At 62.4% G+C, this 16,117-nt stretch carries 14 protein-coding genes; 9 read left to right on the top strand and 5 right to left on the bottom strand.

Annotated features, from left to right (window positions below; translation table 11 throughout):
* Positions 1-5 precede the first annotated feature (5 nt).
* Together ACQKRQ_RS10325 and ACQKRQ_RS10320 are read right to left on the bottom strand one after the other, a co-directional pair.
* Positions 6-803: an endonuclease/exonuclease/phosphatase family protein gene (locus ACQKRQ_RS10325; RefSeq protein WP_132376358.1), complete on the bottom strand. Its 798-nt coding sequence runs from the start codon at positions 801-803 to the stop codon at positions 6-8.
* 88 nt (positions 804-891) lie between these two features.
* The gene (locus ACQKRQ_RS10320; RefSeq protein WP_427476755.1) at positions 892-1,407 is read right to left on the bottom strand and encodes a hypothetical protein; all 516 of its coding nucleotides are present in this window, start codon (positions 1,405-1,407) and stop codon (positions 892-894) included.
* A 268-nt stretch (positions 1,408-1,675) separates the two neighbouring features.
* Here ACQKRQ_RS10320 and ACQKRQ_RS10315 point away from each other — a divergent pair, with 268 nt between their 5' ends.
* The 5 genes from ACQKRQ_RS10315 to ACQKRQ_RS10295 all read left to right on the top strand — a co-directional run bounded on the left by ACQKRQ_RS10315 (position 1,676) and on the right by ACQKRQ_RS10295 (position 6,881).
* The gene (locus tag ACQKRQ_RS10315) at positions 1,676-2,653 is read left to right on the top strand and encodes an AAA family ATPase (RefSeq protein WP_132376356.1); all 978 of its coding nucleotides are present in this window, start codon (positions 1,676-1,678) and stop codon (positions 2,651-2,653) included.
* A 260-nt stretch (positions 2,654-2,913) separates the two neighbouring features.
* Positions 2,914-3,336, top strand: coding sequence for a DUF4148 domain-containing protein (locus ACQKRQ_RS10310; protein ID WP_408180398.1), 423 nt, complete (start codon positions 2,914-2,916; stop codon positions 3,334-3,336).
* A 328-nt stretch (positions 3,337-3,664) separates the two neighbouring features.
* Positions 3,665-4,771 (top strand): NAD(P)/FAD-dependent oxidoreductase, encoded by a 1,107-nt coding sequence (locus tag ACQKRQ_RS10305; protein ID WP_427476752.1) that lies wholly within the window; start codon positions 3,665-3,667, stop codon positions 4,769-4,771.
* A gap of 251 nt (positions 4,772-5,022) precedes the next feature.
* Positions 5,023-5,334, top strand: a complete 312-nt coding sequence (locus tag ACQKRQ_RS10300; protein ID WP_132376353.1) for a high-potential iron-sulfur protein — start codon at positions 5,023-5,025, stop codon at positions 5,332-5,334.
* Positions 5,335-5,588: 254 nt separating this feature from the next.
* Positions 5,589-6,881: an MFS transporter gene (locus ACQKRQ_RS10295; RefSeq protein ID WP_427476750.1), complete on the top strand. Its 1,293-nt coding sequence runs from the start codon at positions 5,589-5,591 to the stop codon at positions 6,879-6,881.
* 88 nt (positions 6,882-6,969) lie between these two features.
* Here ACQKRQ_RS10295 and ACQKRQ_RS10290 read toward each other — a convergent pair whose 3' ends face one another.
* Both ACQKRQ_RS10290 and ACQKRQ_RS10285 read right to left on the bottom strand, forming a co-directional pair.
* A complete protein-coding gene (locus ACQKRQ_RS10290) occupies positions 6,970-8,490 on the bottom strand; it encodes an amidase (protein ID WP_132376351.1) in 1,521 nt (506 codons plus the stop codon).
* A gap of 269 nt (positions 8,491-8,759) precedes the next feature.
* Positions 8,760-9,458, bottom strand: coding sequence for a dienelactone hydrolase family protein (locus ACQKRQ_RS10285; protein ID WP_132376350.1), 699 nt, complete (start codon positions 9,456-9,458; stop codon positions 8,760-8,762).
* A 253-nt stretch (positions 9,459-9,711) separates the two neighbouring features.
* Between ACQKRQ_RS10285 and ACQKRQ_RS10280 the strand changes: the two genes are divergently transcribed.
* From ACQKRQ_RS10280 to ACQKRQ_RS10270, 3 genes are all read left to right on the top strand, one after another.
* Positions 9,712-10,815, top strand: a complete 1,104-nt coding sequence (locus tag ACQKRQ_RS10280; protein WP_427476748.1) for an NAD(P)H-dependent flavin oxidoreductase — start codon at positions 9,712-9,714, stop codon at positions 10,813-10,815.
* 423 nt (positions 10,816-11,238) lie between these two features.
* Complete coding sequence (locus ACQKRQ_RS10275) at positions 11,239-12,384, top strand: branched-chain amino acid ABC transporter substrate-binding protein (RefSeq protein WP_132376348.1); 1,146 nt, start codon at positions 11,239-11,241, stop codon at positions 12,382-12,384.
* A gap of 133 nt (positions 12,385-12,517) precedes the next feature.
* Positions 12,518-13,534, top strand: coding sequence for a cupin-like domain-containing protein (locus tag ACQKRQ_RS10270; protein WP_427476745.1), 1,017 nt, complete (start codon positions 12,518-12,520; stop codon positions 13,532-13,534).
* A gap of 292 nt (positions 13,535-13,826) precedes the next feature.
* On the opposite strand, the gene ACQKRQ_RS10265 is transcribed toward ACQKRQ_RS10270, so the two are convergent.
* Complete coding sequence (locus ACQKRQ_RS10265) at positions 13,827-15,038, bottom strand: MFS transporter (protein ID WP_427476744.1); 1,212 nt, start codon at positions 15,036-15,038, stop codon at positions 13,827-13,829.
* Positions 15,039-15,248: 210 nt separating this feature from the next.
* Here ACQKRQ_RS10265 and ACQKRQ_RS10260 point away from each other — a divergent pair, with 210 nt between their 5' ends.
* A complete protein-coding gene (locus ACQKRQ_RS10260) occupies positions 15,249-15,911 on the top strand; it encodes a HugZ family protein (RefSeq protein ID WP_427476743.1) in 663 nt (220 codons plus the stop codon).
* The last annotated feature ends 206 nt before the right edge of the window (positions 15,912-16,117 follow it).

Here is a 16,117-nt window from a genome sequence, read left to right as displayed (position 1 = left end):
TGTGTCTATTCGACCCGCAAGCGAGCCATATACGGCAAGTGATCCGAGAGCCACGCGGTTTCTTGCGTCGGCTGGATCCATTCGATCGGCTTCATGCCGCGCACGAACATCTTGTCGAGCGCGAGTGCGGGTGAGAAAGCCGGAAAGGTGCGGCCGGACTCGCCGAGCAGCGTGGCCACTTCCTGCAAACCATGCTCGCCGAACAGCGGCACGGAATCGTTGCGCCAGTCGTTGAAGTCGCCGGCCAGCACCAGCGGACCTTCAGGCGCTTCCTTCGCGATCCAGTGCGCGATCCAGTTCATCTGACGCAAGCGGGCCGAGCGCGTGAGCGCAAGATGCGCGCACAGCAGGGTGACCGAGTGACCACCGAAGGTCGCTCGCGCCACCAGCAAACCGCGCTTTTCGAAGCGATGCGCGGAGATGTCCCAGCGTCCGCCGAGATCGAGCGGATGCGGCGACAGGATCGCATTGCCATGCCGCCACGACGGTTTGAAAACATTCGGTCCGAGCGCGATTTCGAGTTCGAGCGCGCGCGCGATTTCGGTGGCCTGACAATGCCAGACGTCGCTCAACGGATCGGAGAGCGGCGCGCCGAAACTGCTCGCCAGCACGGGCGACGGCATGCGCCGCGCCATCGCTTCCTGTAAAAAATAGGCGTCCGCGTGGGTCGATTGCACCCAGCGTTGCATGGCTTGCCAGGCCTGAAAGCCGAGCGGTGTACGGCCTTTGTGCAGGTTCCAGCTCACCGCAATGAAATCCTTGGGCGCTACGCTCTCGCGGATCAATTCTTCGGGGTTTCGCATGCCGCGTTGTCCACGTGTTCTGGTTGGGGGCGTCGGTTAGTCGCGTGCTGTTTGCGCATTCTCTTGCGTGTTCTTTGCATCGGTTCGATCAGTTTGCCGTGCTTGCGCTGTCCGCGAGACTCGCACGCACGCGGTAGACCAGGTTCGGGTCCTTGTCGACGATGGTCCAACTGGCCCATTGCCCCGTTGCCACCTTCAGACCCGGATGGCTCGCGCTCACCTGGCGCGGTTGCGGCGGCAATTTGCAGCCGGTGTCGGTTTGCCGCGCGGCGTTTTCCTCGAACGTTTCCTGCGCTTCGATCGACAGTGTGACGCCGCTTGCATCCGCCTGCAGCGGCGAGACGGTCAGGGTGCGCGCCAGATCGATACTGCCGGCGGGCTGATCCTTGCAGCCGACGTTATGTTGCACGATCTTGTGATGCGTGTCCGTGCGCGCCTGGCCGACGGTAGTGGTGCCGTCGAACGCGTCGATTTGCTGGCCATCGCGCATGACTTGCAACTGCCATTGCACGACCTGCTGCGCGGGCCGTTGTTGTGCGCTTTGTTGTGCATTCGCAAGCAACGATGTGCCGAGCAATACGGCCGCGATACTGGTTTTCCACATAGAAGAAGTCTCCGGTCACGAGATCCGGCAGCGTAGCCAGAGGGCCATCTTACCCCTGATGGGCGCAACGCCTTTCTGACACTTCAAACGGGGCCGGGTTCAGCAACAATCCATTTCAGATAAGGCTGGGAATCCCCAAAAACAACCCGCTGTTAGCAGCAGAGCGGCACGACTGCTGGCTTGCACGCGAATATGGCCTCGTTACACTGGACCTGAAACGGTGCCCACCAGGCGCCGCAGCAGCAAGACCAGCCAGACGGGGTGAGCGATGACAACAGCAATGGTCAAACAGGAAATCGCCGTGGCGTCTTTCAGCAGGGTGTACGACCTCGATCAGGTCGAGACCGCGCTGAACGATCTCGGTGAAGGCGCGAACGAGGCACTGCGCGCGACATACGAAAAGATGCTGAAAACCGGCAATATGCGCTTTTGCGTGAAGCCGAACCGCATGCCGTCGATCGACGATCTGATCGACGCGCTGCCCAACTTTTCCGCGCCGCTCGACGACATCCGCAAGCAGGTCGCGTTGTGTCTCGAAACAGAAGACCGGCTCGAACTGATGCCGATCCTCCTGCTCGGCGACCCCGGCATCGGCAAGACTCACTTCGCCAAGCAGTTGGCGCGCCTGCTCGGCACCGCGTATCAATACGTGGCGATGAGTTCGTTGACGGCGGGCTGGATTCTCTCGGGCGCCTCGTCGCAGTGGAAGAACGCAAAACCGGGCAAGGTGTTCGATGCGCTCGTGAACGGCAGCTACGCGAACCCGGTGATCGCCGTCGACGAAATCGACAAGGCCACGGGCGATTCGCAATACGATCCGCTCGGCGCGCTGTATGCGTTGCTCGAGCACGACACGGCGCAGACCTTCATCGACGAGTTCGCCGAGATTCCGATCAATGCCGGCCACGTGATCTGGATTGCGACCGCGAACGACGAACGCTCGATTCCCGAGCCGATCCTGAACCGGATGAACGTGTACGAGATCCCGCCGCCGGATCACGACGGCGCGCGCCGTATCGCGCAGGCGATCTACGACGAGATCCGCTGCGCGCACAACTGGGGACTGCGCTTTCCCGACGTGCTCGGCGACGCCGCACTCGATGCGCTGATGCGGGCATCGCCGCGTGAAATGCGCCGCGCGATTCTCAACGGCTTCGGCGCGGCGCGAATCGATGGACGGGATCATGTCGAAGCTGGCGACATTCGCCTCGACCACGGAAACCGGCGAAAACCTATTGGTTTTTGAGCATTTTTGCCACTTTTTCGTAGAAAAGCCGCCGCTGGGCGGCTTTTTTATGGCCGAAGCCGGGAATCCGTGCCCGAAACGCGGTGAATGCCGTGGCAATTGTTGCTATTAATGAGATGCTAAGTTGTAATCAATCGATCTAGCTTTTCGATAGTCAGGGAATAAACTGAGCCCCCAACGAGATGACATCCGCGCGACACGCCAGACGTCACTCCGCAACGCACAGAACCCCAATTCAACGACTATTGGAAACCACCATCATGCGAACGGCTTCCCTCGCTTTGCTTTTCTCCTCCACGATCGCTGCCCCGGCCTTCGCGAGCGGCTACGGACCGGCGGCGTCGTATCGTCCCGAAGTCGCCACGTACACGCAACCGAGCGGCGTGACCCGCGCGCAAGTGCAAGCCGAGGTCGCGCAAGCTCGCGCAGCCGGCGAGTTGAACCAGAATCCGTACGCGCCGATTTCAGCCGATAGCGTGAGCGCGACGCCCGACAACGGTCCGAAGACCCGTGCCCAGGTGAAGGCTGAGTTGGCCGAAGCTCGCGCCAACGGTCAATTGAGCCTGAATCCGAACGCGCCGGCTTATCAGCAGGAACTCGCGGTCGGCGGCTACACCGTGCCGCGCGCGCAAAAGACCCATGTGGCGGAAGCTGCGCATCGAGGCGTCAGCACGCAGGACTAAGCGCCGGCCGTCCCGCAAGCACCGCGGCCCGACCGGGCCGCGTGTCACATTCACCGGCCACGCGAAGAAGCGAGCGCGGCGACCCTCGACGGCGTACACTAACTAGTCCGGCCGCTACGTTTGAGACCCGCTCAAGACCGCATGCCCGCAGTCATTGCCGACTGCGGGCATTTGTGTCTGTACGGCGTCGTACAATTTTACGTAGCGGTTGCGAATGGACAGGAGCGTTCGGCAGCGAGCGGTGGACGGCACGCGACAGCCGCACCCTGTCTTCATCTTGATCGGGTGAACGAGGTAGCGCGCGGCGAGGTTGGCCGCGTCAAGGGACATGGACCAAATCGAATGTGTAGTGATCGGCGCCGGCGTGATCGGTCTCGCGGTGGCGCGCGCACTGGCGGCGCGAGGCCGCGACGTCATCGTGCTGGAGGCGGCCGAAGCAATCGGCGTGGGCACCAGCTCACGCAACAGCGAAGTGATTCACGCGGGCATCTACTATCCGCGCGGCTCGCTCAAAGCCGGGCTTTGCGTGCGCGGCCGCGAGATGCTCTACGACTACTGTGTCGAGCGTAACGTGCCGCATTCTCGCTGCGGCAAATTGCTGGTGGCCACTTCGCGCAACCAGATTCCTCAGCTCGAAAGCATCATGGCCAAAGGCCGCGACAACGGTGTGCTCGACCTGATGCGAATCACCGGCGACCAGGCGCAAGCGCTCGAACCCGCGCTCGAATGTGTCGAAGCGGTGTTCTCGCCGCAGACGGGCATCGTCGATAGTCATCAGTTCATGCTGGCGCTGCAGGGCGACGCCGAACGCGACGGCGCGGTGTGCGCGTTTCACTCGCCGGTCCAGGCGATCGAAGCGAGCAATGGCCGCTTCATCATCAAGGTGGGCGGCGATGCGCCGACCACGATCAGCGCAGCGTGCGTGATCAACAGCGCCGGTTTGCAGGCGAACGCATTGGCGCGCAAGATCCGCGGACTCGACGCGCGGCATGTGCCGCCGCTCTATCTCGCGCGCGGCAACTACTTCAGCATCTCGGGGCGCGCGCCATTCAGCCGCCTGATTTATCCGATGCCGAACGAGGCGGGCCTCGGCGTACATCTGACCATCGACCTCGGCGGCCAGGCGCGTTTCGGTCCCGATGTCGAATGGGTCGATGCGATCAATTACGACGTCGATCCGCGTCGCGCGGAATCGTTTTACGCGGCGATTCGCGCCTATTGGCCGGCGCTTCCGGACGATGCATTGCAGCCCGCGTATGCGGGGATTCGTCCGAAGCTTTCCGGTCCCGGCGAACCCGCTGCCGACTTCGTGATTCAAGGTCCGGCCGCGCATGGTGTGCGTGGACTCGTCAATCTGTTCGGTATCGAGTCGCCGGGATTGACGGCGTCGTTTGCGATCGCGCAGCGAGTGTGCGAGTTGAGCGGACGCGCGTGATTCACGCGGTTCGCGCCAACGGTTTCACTGCGAGCGCTCGACTCGCGCGCGGTTTGCGCATCGCGTGTTTCACCGCAAAGTGTCACCTCGCATGCGATCGATTCGCATTCCGCGCGACATTCAGCCGCGCGGTCGTACCAATTCGGTTATCTCTATCATTTGGACCGTCACGCGCGACAGCTTCATTGCTATCCTTGAGAACCGCTGTCACTAGAACGGCGATCAGTTCAATAGAAATGGAGTGAGTCCCCATGAAACCTTCCCGTCGTACGTTTTTAATCACCAGCATTGGTGTGGCGTCCACCTTTGCGTTGTCGCGCCAGGCATTTGCCGACGCACCGAAAGTCGCCGAATCCGATCCGACCGCGCAAGCACTCGGCTACAAGGAAGACGCCACGAAAGTCGACAAGGCGAAATTCGCCAAGTACGCACCGGGCCAGGACTGCGGCAACTGCAGCTTCTACCAGGCCAAGCCGACCGACCCCTACGGCGGCTGTCCGATGTTCGCCGGCAAGCAGGTGGCGAGCAAGGGTTGGTGCAGCGCATATAACAAGAAGGCCTGATTAGCCATCAGCCGCACACGCACTCAGTGTTGCGCGAAATGCGCCGCAACATGGCGGTGCGCATTCGAGGCCCAGTCATTCAGGCGTCTGCCACCCCGCGCGGCAGACGCCTTTTTGCTGCTTGAAAACCGCTTGTGCGCTCTTTACACTCCAAGGCGACCTCTACGGCTCGCGCTCTTTTTCTCGCTCGCGCTAATACGGCATTGCACTAAAACGACGCACCACAGGATACTTTTGGCAGGCTGGAGATTCGAATGAAACCAGCGTCAAGGAGCCTTCATACGCGAGCCGTCGTCGCGGCTGTGATCGGCAATGCACTCGAGTGGTACGACTTCACCGTGTTCGGTTTTCTGACGGTGGTGATCGCGCAGTTGTTCTTCCCGGCCGGCAACGACTATGCGTCGCTGCTCCTCGCCACCGCGACGTTCGGCGTCGCTTTCGTCATGCGGCCGATCGGCGGCATCGTACTCGGACTCTATGCGGATCGCGCGGGACGCAAAGCGGCGTTGTCGCTCGTCATCGCGCTGATGACGCTCGGCATTCTGCTGCTGGCGATCGCACCGCCGTACTCGGCGATCGGCATCGGCGCGCCGTTGATGATCGTAATCGGACGCTCGCTGCAAGGCTTTTCCGCCGGCGGGGAGTTCGGCAGTTCGACGGCGTTGCTGATCGAAGCGGCGCCGTTTTCGAAGCGCGGCTTCTACGGCAGTTGGCAGATGGCGAGCCAGGCGGCGGCGCTGCTGCTCGGCGCACTGGTGGGCGCATTGATCACGCGCGGACTGTCGCCCGAGGCGCTGAAATCCTGGGGCTGGCGCGTGCCCTTCATTCTGGGTTTGATCATCGGGCCGATCGGCTTTTATATCCGCCGGCATCTCGCGGATTCCGAAGCGTTTCTACTCGCGCAAAAAACCGCGCGGCGCGCGACGCTCGGCGAAGTTTTCAGAACTCATACCCGTGACGTGCTCTGCGGCCTCGGCTCGGTAATCGCGCTCACGGTGACGATCTACGTGCTGATCAGCTATCTGCCGACCTTCGCGGTCAATCAACTCAAGCTGCCTTACGCGCAATCCTTTTACGCGGTGATCGTCGGCAATCTGCTGTTGACGGTGCTGTCGCCATTGACCGGCGCATGGTCGGACAGGATCGGGCGCAAGGGGCTGTCGCTGTGGTCGCTGGTGATTACGCTCGTGATCATCTATCCGCTGTTCGCGTGGCTCGCGGCGGAGCCGAGCGTGTCGAAACTGATTCTCGTGCAGGCGTTGCTGTCGATCACGCTCTCCGGTTATTACGGACCGTTCGGTGCGCTGATCGCAGAGTTGTTTCCGGCGAACGTGCGCTCGACCGGCTTATCGCTCGCCTACAACATCGCGGTGATGGTGTTCGGCGGCTTCGGGCCGTTCGTCGTGACATGGCTCATCAACACCACCGGCTCGCCGCTCGCGCCGATTTACTACGTGATGGGCGGACTGGCGCTGTCGATCGTCGCGGTGGCCTGCATTCCGGGTAAGCGCCACGCGGATCTCGACGCGCATCGCAAGCCGGCCTGACCGGGCGGCTGAATTTCAGTCAGGCTTTACTGCCGGCAGCGGACCATTGCCGCTACTTCGCTGCGACACCTTCTCCTAAACCTCTCGTCTAGTTGCGTGCCTGTATCAAAGGCGGCCGCTTGTCGAACCACGGCCTTGCCGTTTCGAGCTGTGCGGCCAGACGCAGAAGCGTCGCCTCGCCGCCGTCACGCGCGGCAAATTGCACGCCGATCGGCAGCCCGCGCGCATTCCAGTAGAGCGGCACCGACATCGCCGGCTGGCCGCTCAGGTTGAACAGTTCCGTGCAACCGGCCCACGTGAACGCCTTGTTCGACGCTTCCATCAGCACCTTCTTCATCAACGCCTCGAGAGGCATGGTGGTGACGGCGCGCATCTGCATGCGTTCCGCCGACGTGGGCCGCATCTCGCCGATCTTGATCGGCGGCGCGGCGAGCGTGGCGCACAGAATCACGTCGTAGCGATTCAGCAGATCGGTGAGCAGCCCGGTGATGCGGCGTTGTTCTTCGAGCGCGGCGGGCAGGCCGCGCTCGCCGAGTTTGCGGCCCACATGCGCCATCGCCCATGTCGAAATTTCGAATTCGGCGCGCAGCGGTTTGCGGCCGCTGATCCGTTCGGCGTTCAGCACCAGATCTTCCGCCGTCACGGACCAGAGCGTGAGGAACGCGTGGCGAACCGTCGCGAAGTCGATGCCGAGCGACACCGGTTCGATGTTATGGCCGAGCGAGCTGGCAAGTTGCGCGGCGTCTTCGAGCGCGGCGCGCGCGTCGGCGGAAAGCGACGGTGCGAGCATCGGCTCGGTGACGTACGCGATATTCAGCGGTTTGCACGGCTCGCGGCTCGCGCTCAGAAACGTGCCCGGCGCGCCGAGCGGCCGGTCGGCATTGCCGCCAAGCAGATCGAGCAGCAGCGCACTGTCCCGCACACTGCGCGACACCGCATGATCGACGCCGAGTTCACCGGCCTCAGCCTCCGCGGTCGCACGCGGCACACGTCCGCGTGAAGGTTTGAGGCCGAAGAGTCCACAGCATGACGCCGGAATGCGGATCGAGCCGCCGCCGTCCGATGCATGCGCGAGCGGTACGATGCCGGCGGCAACCGCCGCCGCCGCACCGCCGCTCGAGCCGCCCGGCGTATGGTCGAGATTCCACGGATTGCGGCACGCGCCGAACAGTTCGGGCTCCGTATAAGGCATCTGGCCGAGCTCGGACGTGCTGGTCTTGGCGAAGATATTGAGGCCGGCCGCTTTCGCCAGCGCGACCACCGGGGCGTCTTCGGTGGGAATGAAGTGGCGGTAGTGGCGGCTGCCCATGGCCATGCGCAGTCCGGCGACCGGCGCGCCGAGGTCCTTGATCAGATAGGGCACGCCGGCCAGCGCTGTTTGCGCGCTGACGCCATCGGCGTTGTTTGCGCCGTTCGCACGGCTCGCGTCGTCGCGTGAAGCGCGTTGACGGGCTGCGTCGTAGTCCTTCAGGACAATCGCATTGATCGCGGGATTGACGGCTTCGGTGCGTGAAATCGCAATGTCGAGCAACTCGCGCGCACTTGCTTCGCGCTTGCGTATCAATTCGGCGAGGCCGGTGGCGTCATGAGCGAGATAGTCTGAATGCACGACGGATGAGCCCTCGCTATCGAGTGTTGAACCGGCCGGCGGTCCATGCGCGCGCTGAACCGCGCCGCGAGGTTTCGTCGCCCGGATTGATTGCCGCACATGGAAAAGACGGCGTGCCACAGACACGCCGTCTTTGAGAGAGTAACTGAGTTATGCGCGCGAGTTACTGACGCACATGAAAAGCGCCAACAAAAAAGCGCAATTGACGCGCGCTGATAAGCGTCGTCGCGAACAGCGGCACCAATCAGCGCGCCAATTAGAACCGCGCGTTACAGACGTTCGCCGAGGAAGGTCAGCGTGCGGCCATGTGCCAACGCAGCGGCGCGCTGGTTGTACGACGCGCGGTCCGAACAGTTGAAGCCGTGATCGGCGTTCGGATAGATGTGGAATTCGGCGTCGGTGCGGCCGGCGAAGCGTTCCTGAATCTGACCGACGGCCGACAGCGGGATATGCGCGTCGAGTTCGCCGTAGTGAAATTGCATCGGCACTTTGACCTTTGCGGCTTCGTCGAGTTGGTTCTGGATGCCGCCGCCGTAGTAGGCGACCGCGCCGTCGAGCGTGCCTTGCGCCGCGGCCAGATACGCGAGCCGGCCGCCGAAGCAAAAGCCGATTGCCGCCACCTTGCCGGTCACTTCCGGCATGGCGCGCAGTGCGGCTGCGGCTGCGCCGATATCGGCCACGGCTTCATCGACTTTGAGTTTCTGCATCAGTTCGATGCCCTTCTCGCGATCGGCGCCGTCGTACGTCAATTCCACGCGCGGTTGCACGCGCCAGAACACGTCCGGTGCGAGCGCGACGTAGCCGTCTTGCGCGTACTGATCCGCGACCGAACGGATATGGCTGTTCACGCCGAAGATTTCCTGAATGATGATGACCGCCGGTCCCTTGCCGCCTTTGGGCAACGCCAGGTAGCCGCCGAAACTGTCGTTGCCGGCGGGAATGTCGATCCATCGGGAAGTGGTGCTCATGTTGCTCTCCATTGACTCGCGCGCGGCTGCGCGAGGTCGGTCTGAATGAATACCAGAGGCTTCAATACCTGAAGCGGGGCGGTCAGTTTGCCATCAAAAGAAACGCGCTGCAGCGCGGCCCCGCGAAGCGGAAATCTCGTAAGGCGATTGAAACGTTCTCGATAATTCATTTTTCCCGTGCGGGCCGCCTCGGTACATTGAAGCGTATCGGCTCGCTCATGTCGCGAGCGCACTGACGGGAAAGGAAATCATCATGAGTGAAGGCAGTTTTGTGACGCCGTTTGCGCAGCGTTTCGGGTTGCGCGTGCCGGTCGTGCAGGCGCCAATGGCGGGCGGCGCAACGACGCCGGCGATGGTCGCCGCGGTATCGAACGCGGGCGGTCTCGGTTTTCTGGCGGGCGCGGCGCTCTCGCCCGAGAAGATCGCAAGCGAAGTCGCGGCGATTCGCGCGCTGACGGATCGTCCGTTCGGCGTGAATCTGTTCGTGCTCGAGCCGGCCACGCCGGACGATGCGACGGTGCGTAGCGCGCTCGAAGCCATCGATCCGTTGCGCCACGACCTCGGTTTGCCGCCGGGCGCACCGCTCGCACGCTACGCGCCGGACTTCCGCGCGCAGCTGGACATGTTGATCGAATTGCGCGTGCCGTTGGCGAGCTTCACATTCGGATTGTTGCCGGCCGACGACGTCGCCCGGTTGCACGCCAACGGTCTATATGTAATAGGCACGGCGACGCATGCCGCCGAAGGTGTGGCCTGGCGCGACGCGGGCGCCGATGCGATTGCCGCGCAAGGCGCGGAGGCGGGCGCGCATCGCGGCACATTCATCGGCGCATTCGAAGACGCGCTGGTCGGCACGATGGCCCTCGTGCCGCAGCTCGTCGACGCAACCGGGCTGCCGGTGCTCGCCGCCGGCGGCATCATGGACGGACGCGGCATCGTCGCCGCGCTCGCGCTCGGCGCGCAAGCCGCGGTGATGGGCACCGCGTTTCTCACCTGTCACGAGAGCGCGATCCCGCAGGCATGGAAAACCCGAGTGCGCTCCACGTCCGACACGTCGACTTCGGTCACGCGCGCGATTACCGGCCGCCATGCGCGCGGCATACGCAATCCGCTGATGCAGCGGTTGAGCGAAGCGGCGCAGAAGATCGCGCCGTATCCAGTGCAAAACGCGTTGACGCAAGAGCTGCGGCAAACCGCGAGCCGTGCGGAAAACGGCGACTATCTCTCGCTCTGGTCAGGCCAGGGCGCGCCTATGGGCCGCGCCCGCCGCGAAGGTCTCGGCGCCGCCGAACTGATGGGCCAACTCGAACACGAATGGCGCGAGGCAACGGCGCGCATCGCCGCGTTCAAACGCTGATTCAGCACGATCCGGACGGGCTCCGGACGTGCCTCCTTTTCAAGCACGAAGCCTATTCGGATGATTAACGGTTTAACACGCTAAAAGCTTTAGGCCGTGCTGTTAGACGAAAGCCTCACATAGCGGAAACCCGCATGGGCTGGTGCTTTCCAGTCTCTCTTTCCAGCCGGAATCAGCGCCTGTTGGATAAACGCTATTAGTGTTCATCCCACTTCCTCAAAAAAGCCCCACAAATTAATTTGATGGCCTACACTTGCGCGCAAGTACGGTTTGCCGCCTGCCACAAACAGTCCGGCGAGCGTGCTGGCCAAGTGCATGAACGATGCAACCGGCGTGGTCGTCCACGGGACTGAGCGACACGTGTTGGGGAAGCGGGGGCACAGGGCGATTACGTTGTTTTTGGGACCGAAACTGGAGACTTACATGAACATCAAGATTCAAAAGCTGTTGCCGATCAGCGCTGCGGCGATGCTGTTCGCGACGTTGGCAACTTCGGCTGCAGCCGACACGGTCGTCAAGATCGGTCACGTTGCACCGCTGACCGGCGGTATCGCTCACCTGGGTAAAGACAACGAAAACGGCGCGCGCCTGGCAGTTGAAGAAATCAACGCCAAGGGCCTGACGATCGGTGGCCAGAAAATCACGCTGCAACTCGATCCGCAAGACGACGCAGCCGACCCGCGTACGGCAACTCAAGTCGCGCAGAAACTGGTCGACGATAAGGTCGTCGCGGTTGTTGGCCACTTGAATTCGGGCACGTCGATCCCGGCTTCGAAGATCTATAGCGATGCTGGCATCGTGCAGATCTCGCCGTCGGCAACGAACCCGGCCTATACGCAACAAGGTTTCAAGACGACGTACCGCGTCGTCGCGACCGACGCGCAACAAGGTCCGGCACTGGCTAACTACGCAGCGAAGGGTCTGAAAGTGAAGAGCGTCGCGATCGTCGACGACTCGACCGCTTACGGCCAGGGTCTCGCAAACGAATTCGAAAAGACCGCCAAGTCGCTGGGCCTGAACGTGATGTCGCACGACGCGACGAACGACAAGGCTGTCGACTTCCGCGCGATTCTGACGAAGATCAAGGGCGAAAACCCGGACGCGATCATGTACGGCGGCATGGACGCCACCGGCGGCCCGTTCGCCAAGCAAGCCAAGCAGCTCGGCTTGCGCGCGAAGGTGCTGGCAGGCGACGGCGTGTGTACCGACAAGCTGTCGGACCTGGCTGGCGACGCAACCGACAACATCGTCTGTTCGGAAGCCGGTATGGCGCTCGAAAAGATGGCTGGCGGCTCGGCGTTCCTCGCCAAGTATCAGAAGCGTTTCGGTCAGCCGATCCAGATCTACGCTCCGTTCACGTATGACGCTGTGTACATCATCGTCGACGCTATGAAGCGTTCTAACTCGACCGATCCGGCGAAGATCCTGGCAGCGATGCCGAGCACGGATTACAAGGGTGTGATCGGTGAAACCACATTCGACTCGAAGGGCGACCTTCAGCACGGCGTGATCTCGCTGTACAACTACAAGGCAGGCAAGAAGACGCTGCTCGACGTAGTGAAGATGTAAAAATCGCGTGACCGAAGGCAGCGTGTTGTCTGTCTTCGGTTGCATGAGAAAAGAGGCACGCGCGCCGCGAGGTTCGCGTGCCTTTTGTTTTGCGGATTCTTTTTGCCGATCCGCATTGCTCGGAGAGACTGCCGTGACCACCGTGACCCGTTCGTTCGACGATGCGTGGCGCCGCTGGATCGCCGAGAATCTGCTGCTCGACGCACCATCGTCCGCGTTGCATGGCGCGCTGGTCGGCCATGGTTTCGACGCGGCGGATGCCACGCGAGAAATCGATGCGGCGCTCGCGAGTCCTTATTTTCACGGTGCAACACGTCTGCGCAATCGTTTGCGTAAGCGCGAATGGATATTGTCGGTGTATGGCGAGCTCAATCGCATGCGCGCGGCGAGCGGTGTAATCGAACGGCGCGAACGTTTATCGCGCGACGCGTTCTTCGAGCAGTACTACCTTCAGAACCGGCCGGTGATCATCACCGGCGCATTCGATTTCTGGCCTGCGCGTTCGCGATGGAACTGGGATTACCTTCGCGAACGGTGCGGCGATTGTGAAGTGGAAGTGCAGTTCGGCCGCGAAACGGACGCGAATTACGAAATCAATCAGCTCAGGCTCAGACGCATGATGCGCTTTGCCGATTATGTCGATCTCGTCGAGCGGAGCGGGCGGACTAACGATTTCTACATGACCGCCAATAACACCTCGCGCAATCGCGCGGCACTCGCGGCGTTATGGTCCGATGTACCGCCAATCGACGAATATCTCAACGCCGCGTCTCCCGACACCGGTTTCTTCTGGATGGGACCGGCCGGAACAAAGACGCCGTTTCACCACGACCTGACCAATAACTTCATGGCGCAGGTGATCGGCCGCAAACAGATCAAACTCGTGCCGCTGTCCGACACGCCGTATATGGCAAACCATCTGCATTGCTATTCGCAAGTGGACGGCGGCGCGATCGACTACGACAGTTTCCCGTCGATGCGGCAAGCGCAGTTGATCGAATGCTCGCTCGCGCCCGGTGAATTACTGTTTCTGCCGATCGGCTGGTGGCATTACGTGGAAGGACTGGATGCGTCGGTGACGATGACGTTCACCAATTTTCTCCGCAGTAACGACTTCTCGCGTCACTACGATACGTATCACGAACTGTGACACGCAGATAAAAGGCCGCTGCTTTCACGCGGCGCCGGCGGAATGTGATGCTGGCGGCGATTGCGCGGAAAAAAAACAGCGAGCCGGTTGCCGGGCTCACCGCCCCCTTCGGCGCTTGTTTTTCCGCGCCGTTACGGTCAGCGGTGCGCCGAGACCGGTTGTGTCGCCAGCGGTTTGGGGCGTCTGCGCGAGCGTGCTGGTGATCGGCGTGATCGCGGTGTCGACGTAACGTAAAGCGAGCGCGTTTCGCTTGGCGCCGCACGCACCGAAGCAGCAGCGGCGCGCTTTCGCATCAGATCTTCAAACGCCGCAGCACCTTCGGACCGACGAGCGCGATCAACGCGGAACAGATGGCCACCACCGACAACCCGATCGGCAAACTGGTCACCTGCGTCACCGCGCCGATGATCACCGGCCCGAGCAGCAGTCCGAAGTACGCCAACCCGGCAACATGTGCGAGTCCTTCCGCCGCATGAATGCCTTTGACGTTCGCCGCCGCCGCGAACAGCACCGGCATCATGTTCGCCAGACCGAGGCCCATCAGCGTGAAGCCGATCAGCGCGACAACCGCATTCGGCAGCAACAGCGCGCCCACCATCCCGACGCAGGCGAGCGTCGCGCTTGCCATCACCAGTTGCGGCGCGCCGAAGCGGGCGCGCACCGCGTCGCCGGCAAAGCGCGCGGCCGCCATGCCGCCCGAGAATGCCGCGTAGGCCGCGCTCGCGAGCGCGGGCGTGGCCAGCACGACGTCGCGCATATAGACGGTGGCCCAGTCGTACATCGCGCCTTCCGCGATCAGCGCGACCAGCGCCATCGCGCCGAGCGCCCACAACGCCGGCGAGCGCCAGCGGTTGGCGCGCGGCGTGGCGGAGTCGGGGTGATCGGCGTGCGGCACGTGCGGCAGCACGGAAGGACAAGCGGCGATCAGCACGAGCGCACTGACCGCGGCAGCCAGCACGAGATGCACCGCCGGCGCCATGCCGCGCGACAGCAGCGCGCCGCCGACCGCCGCACCGAACATCCCGCCGACGCTGAACATGCCGTGCAACGACGACATGATCGGCTTGCCGAGCGCTTTCTCGACGGCGCTGGCCTCGGCGTTCATCGCGACATCGAGCGTGGCCATGCCCGCGCCGAAAGTGGCCAGCACGACCAGCAGCAGCCAGTAAGTGGGCACGACCAGAATCAGCGCCGCGCATACCGCCATCACGAGCCCGCCGGTGAGGCAGGCGCGGCGCGTGCCGACCCGCGCGATCCACGAGGCATTGGCCGCCATTGCGCCGATCGAACCGCCCGCCACGGCCAGCAGCGCAACGGAGAGCAGCGCCGCGTTCAGATGGAAACGGTCGCGCACCGTCGGTACGTGCACCCCCCACGACGCGTACATCATGCCGGCGATGAAGAACACCGCCATCGTGGCGATACGGGCTCGCTGCCGGGCGCTAGCGGACAGGTCGCGGTGAGCGGCGGGAAGGGCGGCGAATTCGGAGGAGCGGTCTGACACGGAAATCTCGAGGAGCGCTGACGCGGGGAAAGCGCGTTGAAAGCGAATTTCCGATTCTAACGAAGCGTGCTGTCTTATGCTTGGAAGGCGGAATCCGCATTTTTGCGATTGTTCGGCCCAGACGTGACAGACGTTGGGCGTGCGTTGGGCATTGTGGTCCGCTGGCCGGTCTTTTTGTGATTCGCCGCACATCTATCGAGGAACGCGCACTTGAATATTCCCGCTCACGCTCCGCTGCATCTGCTGCACACGGCCGCTGTCGGCACGCTCGCCACTCACGCACGCCAGCCGGAAGGTTTTCCCTATCCGTCCGTGCTGCCGTTCGCACCGGACCCACAACATCGTCCGACGATCCTCGTGAGTCGGCTGGCCGAGCACACTCATAACCTGCACGCCGACCCGCGCGCCGGTTTTCTGGCCGTCGACGCTCCCGACGGCGACGTGCTGAGCGGCCAGCGTGTCACCTTGCTAGGCACCTTCGAGCCGGTCGACTCGACGCCCGAGGTGGTGCAGCGCTATCTGCGCTATCACCCGGACGCGGAGCGCTACCTCGTGCTTGGCGATTTCACGTTCTGGGCGATGAGGCTCGAGCGGCTGCGTTATATCGGTGGCTTCGGCGCGATGGGATGGCTCGCCGGAGCCGAACTCGATCCTTTGCCGCCGGTCGGTTTCGATGAAGAGAACGCGCTGATCGCGCAATTCGCTAGCCATTCCGGCAGCAAGGGCGAATTTCAACTGCTCGGTGTCGATCGATATGGCGCCGATGTGAAACTGAACGGTGCGCGCAGCCGTTTTGTCTTTGACGACGCGAAACTCAAAATCGAAACCTTGCACGCGGCGCTCGAAGATTGCATGCAGCGCTACATGGATTAGATTTTTTTACCGCCGTTTGGGGAAAACACTCATGCGAATACCAGCGCAGAACGGCTGTCGCAATATGTTACGAAGTTTCATGTTAAAGCTCTCATGGCGTGAAATGTTGGTGCCAAATCACCATCTTAATTTTCATCTTTTGATAGTTAATCCCATAATTACTCATGCCAACTGCGTTTTCAGCAAAATGCGAAATCAGCTATTTG

It is taken from the genome of Paraburkholderia sp. NPDC080076, assembly GCF_050281145.1.
Lineage (GTDB): Bacteria > Pseudomonadota > Gammaproteobacteria > Burkholderiales > Burkholderiaceae > Paraburkholderia.
Note: the sequence above shows the minus strand (reverse complement) of the source record. Positions and strands in the feature narration are given on the sequence as shown.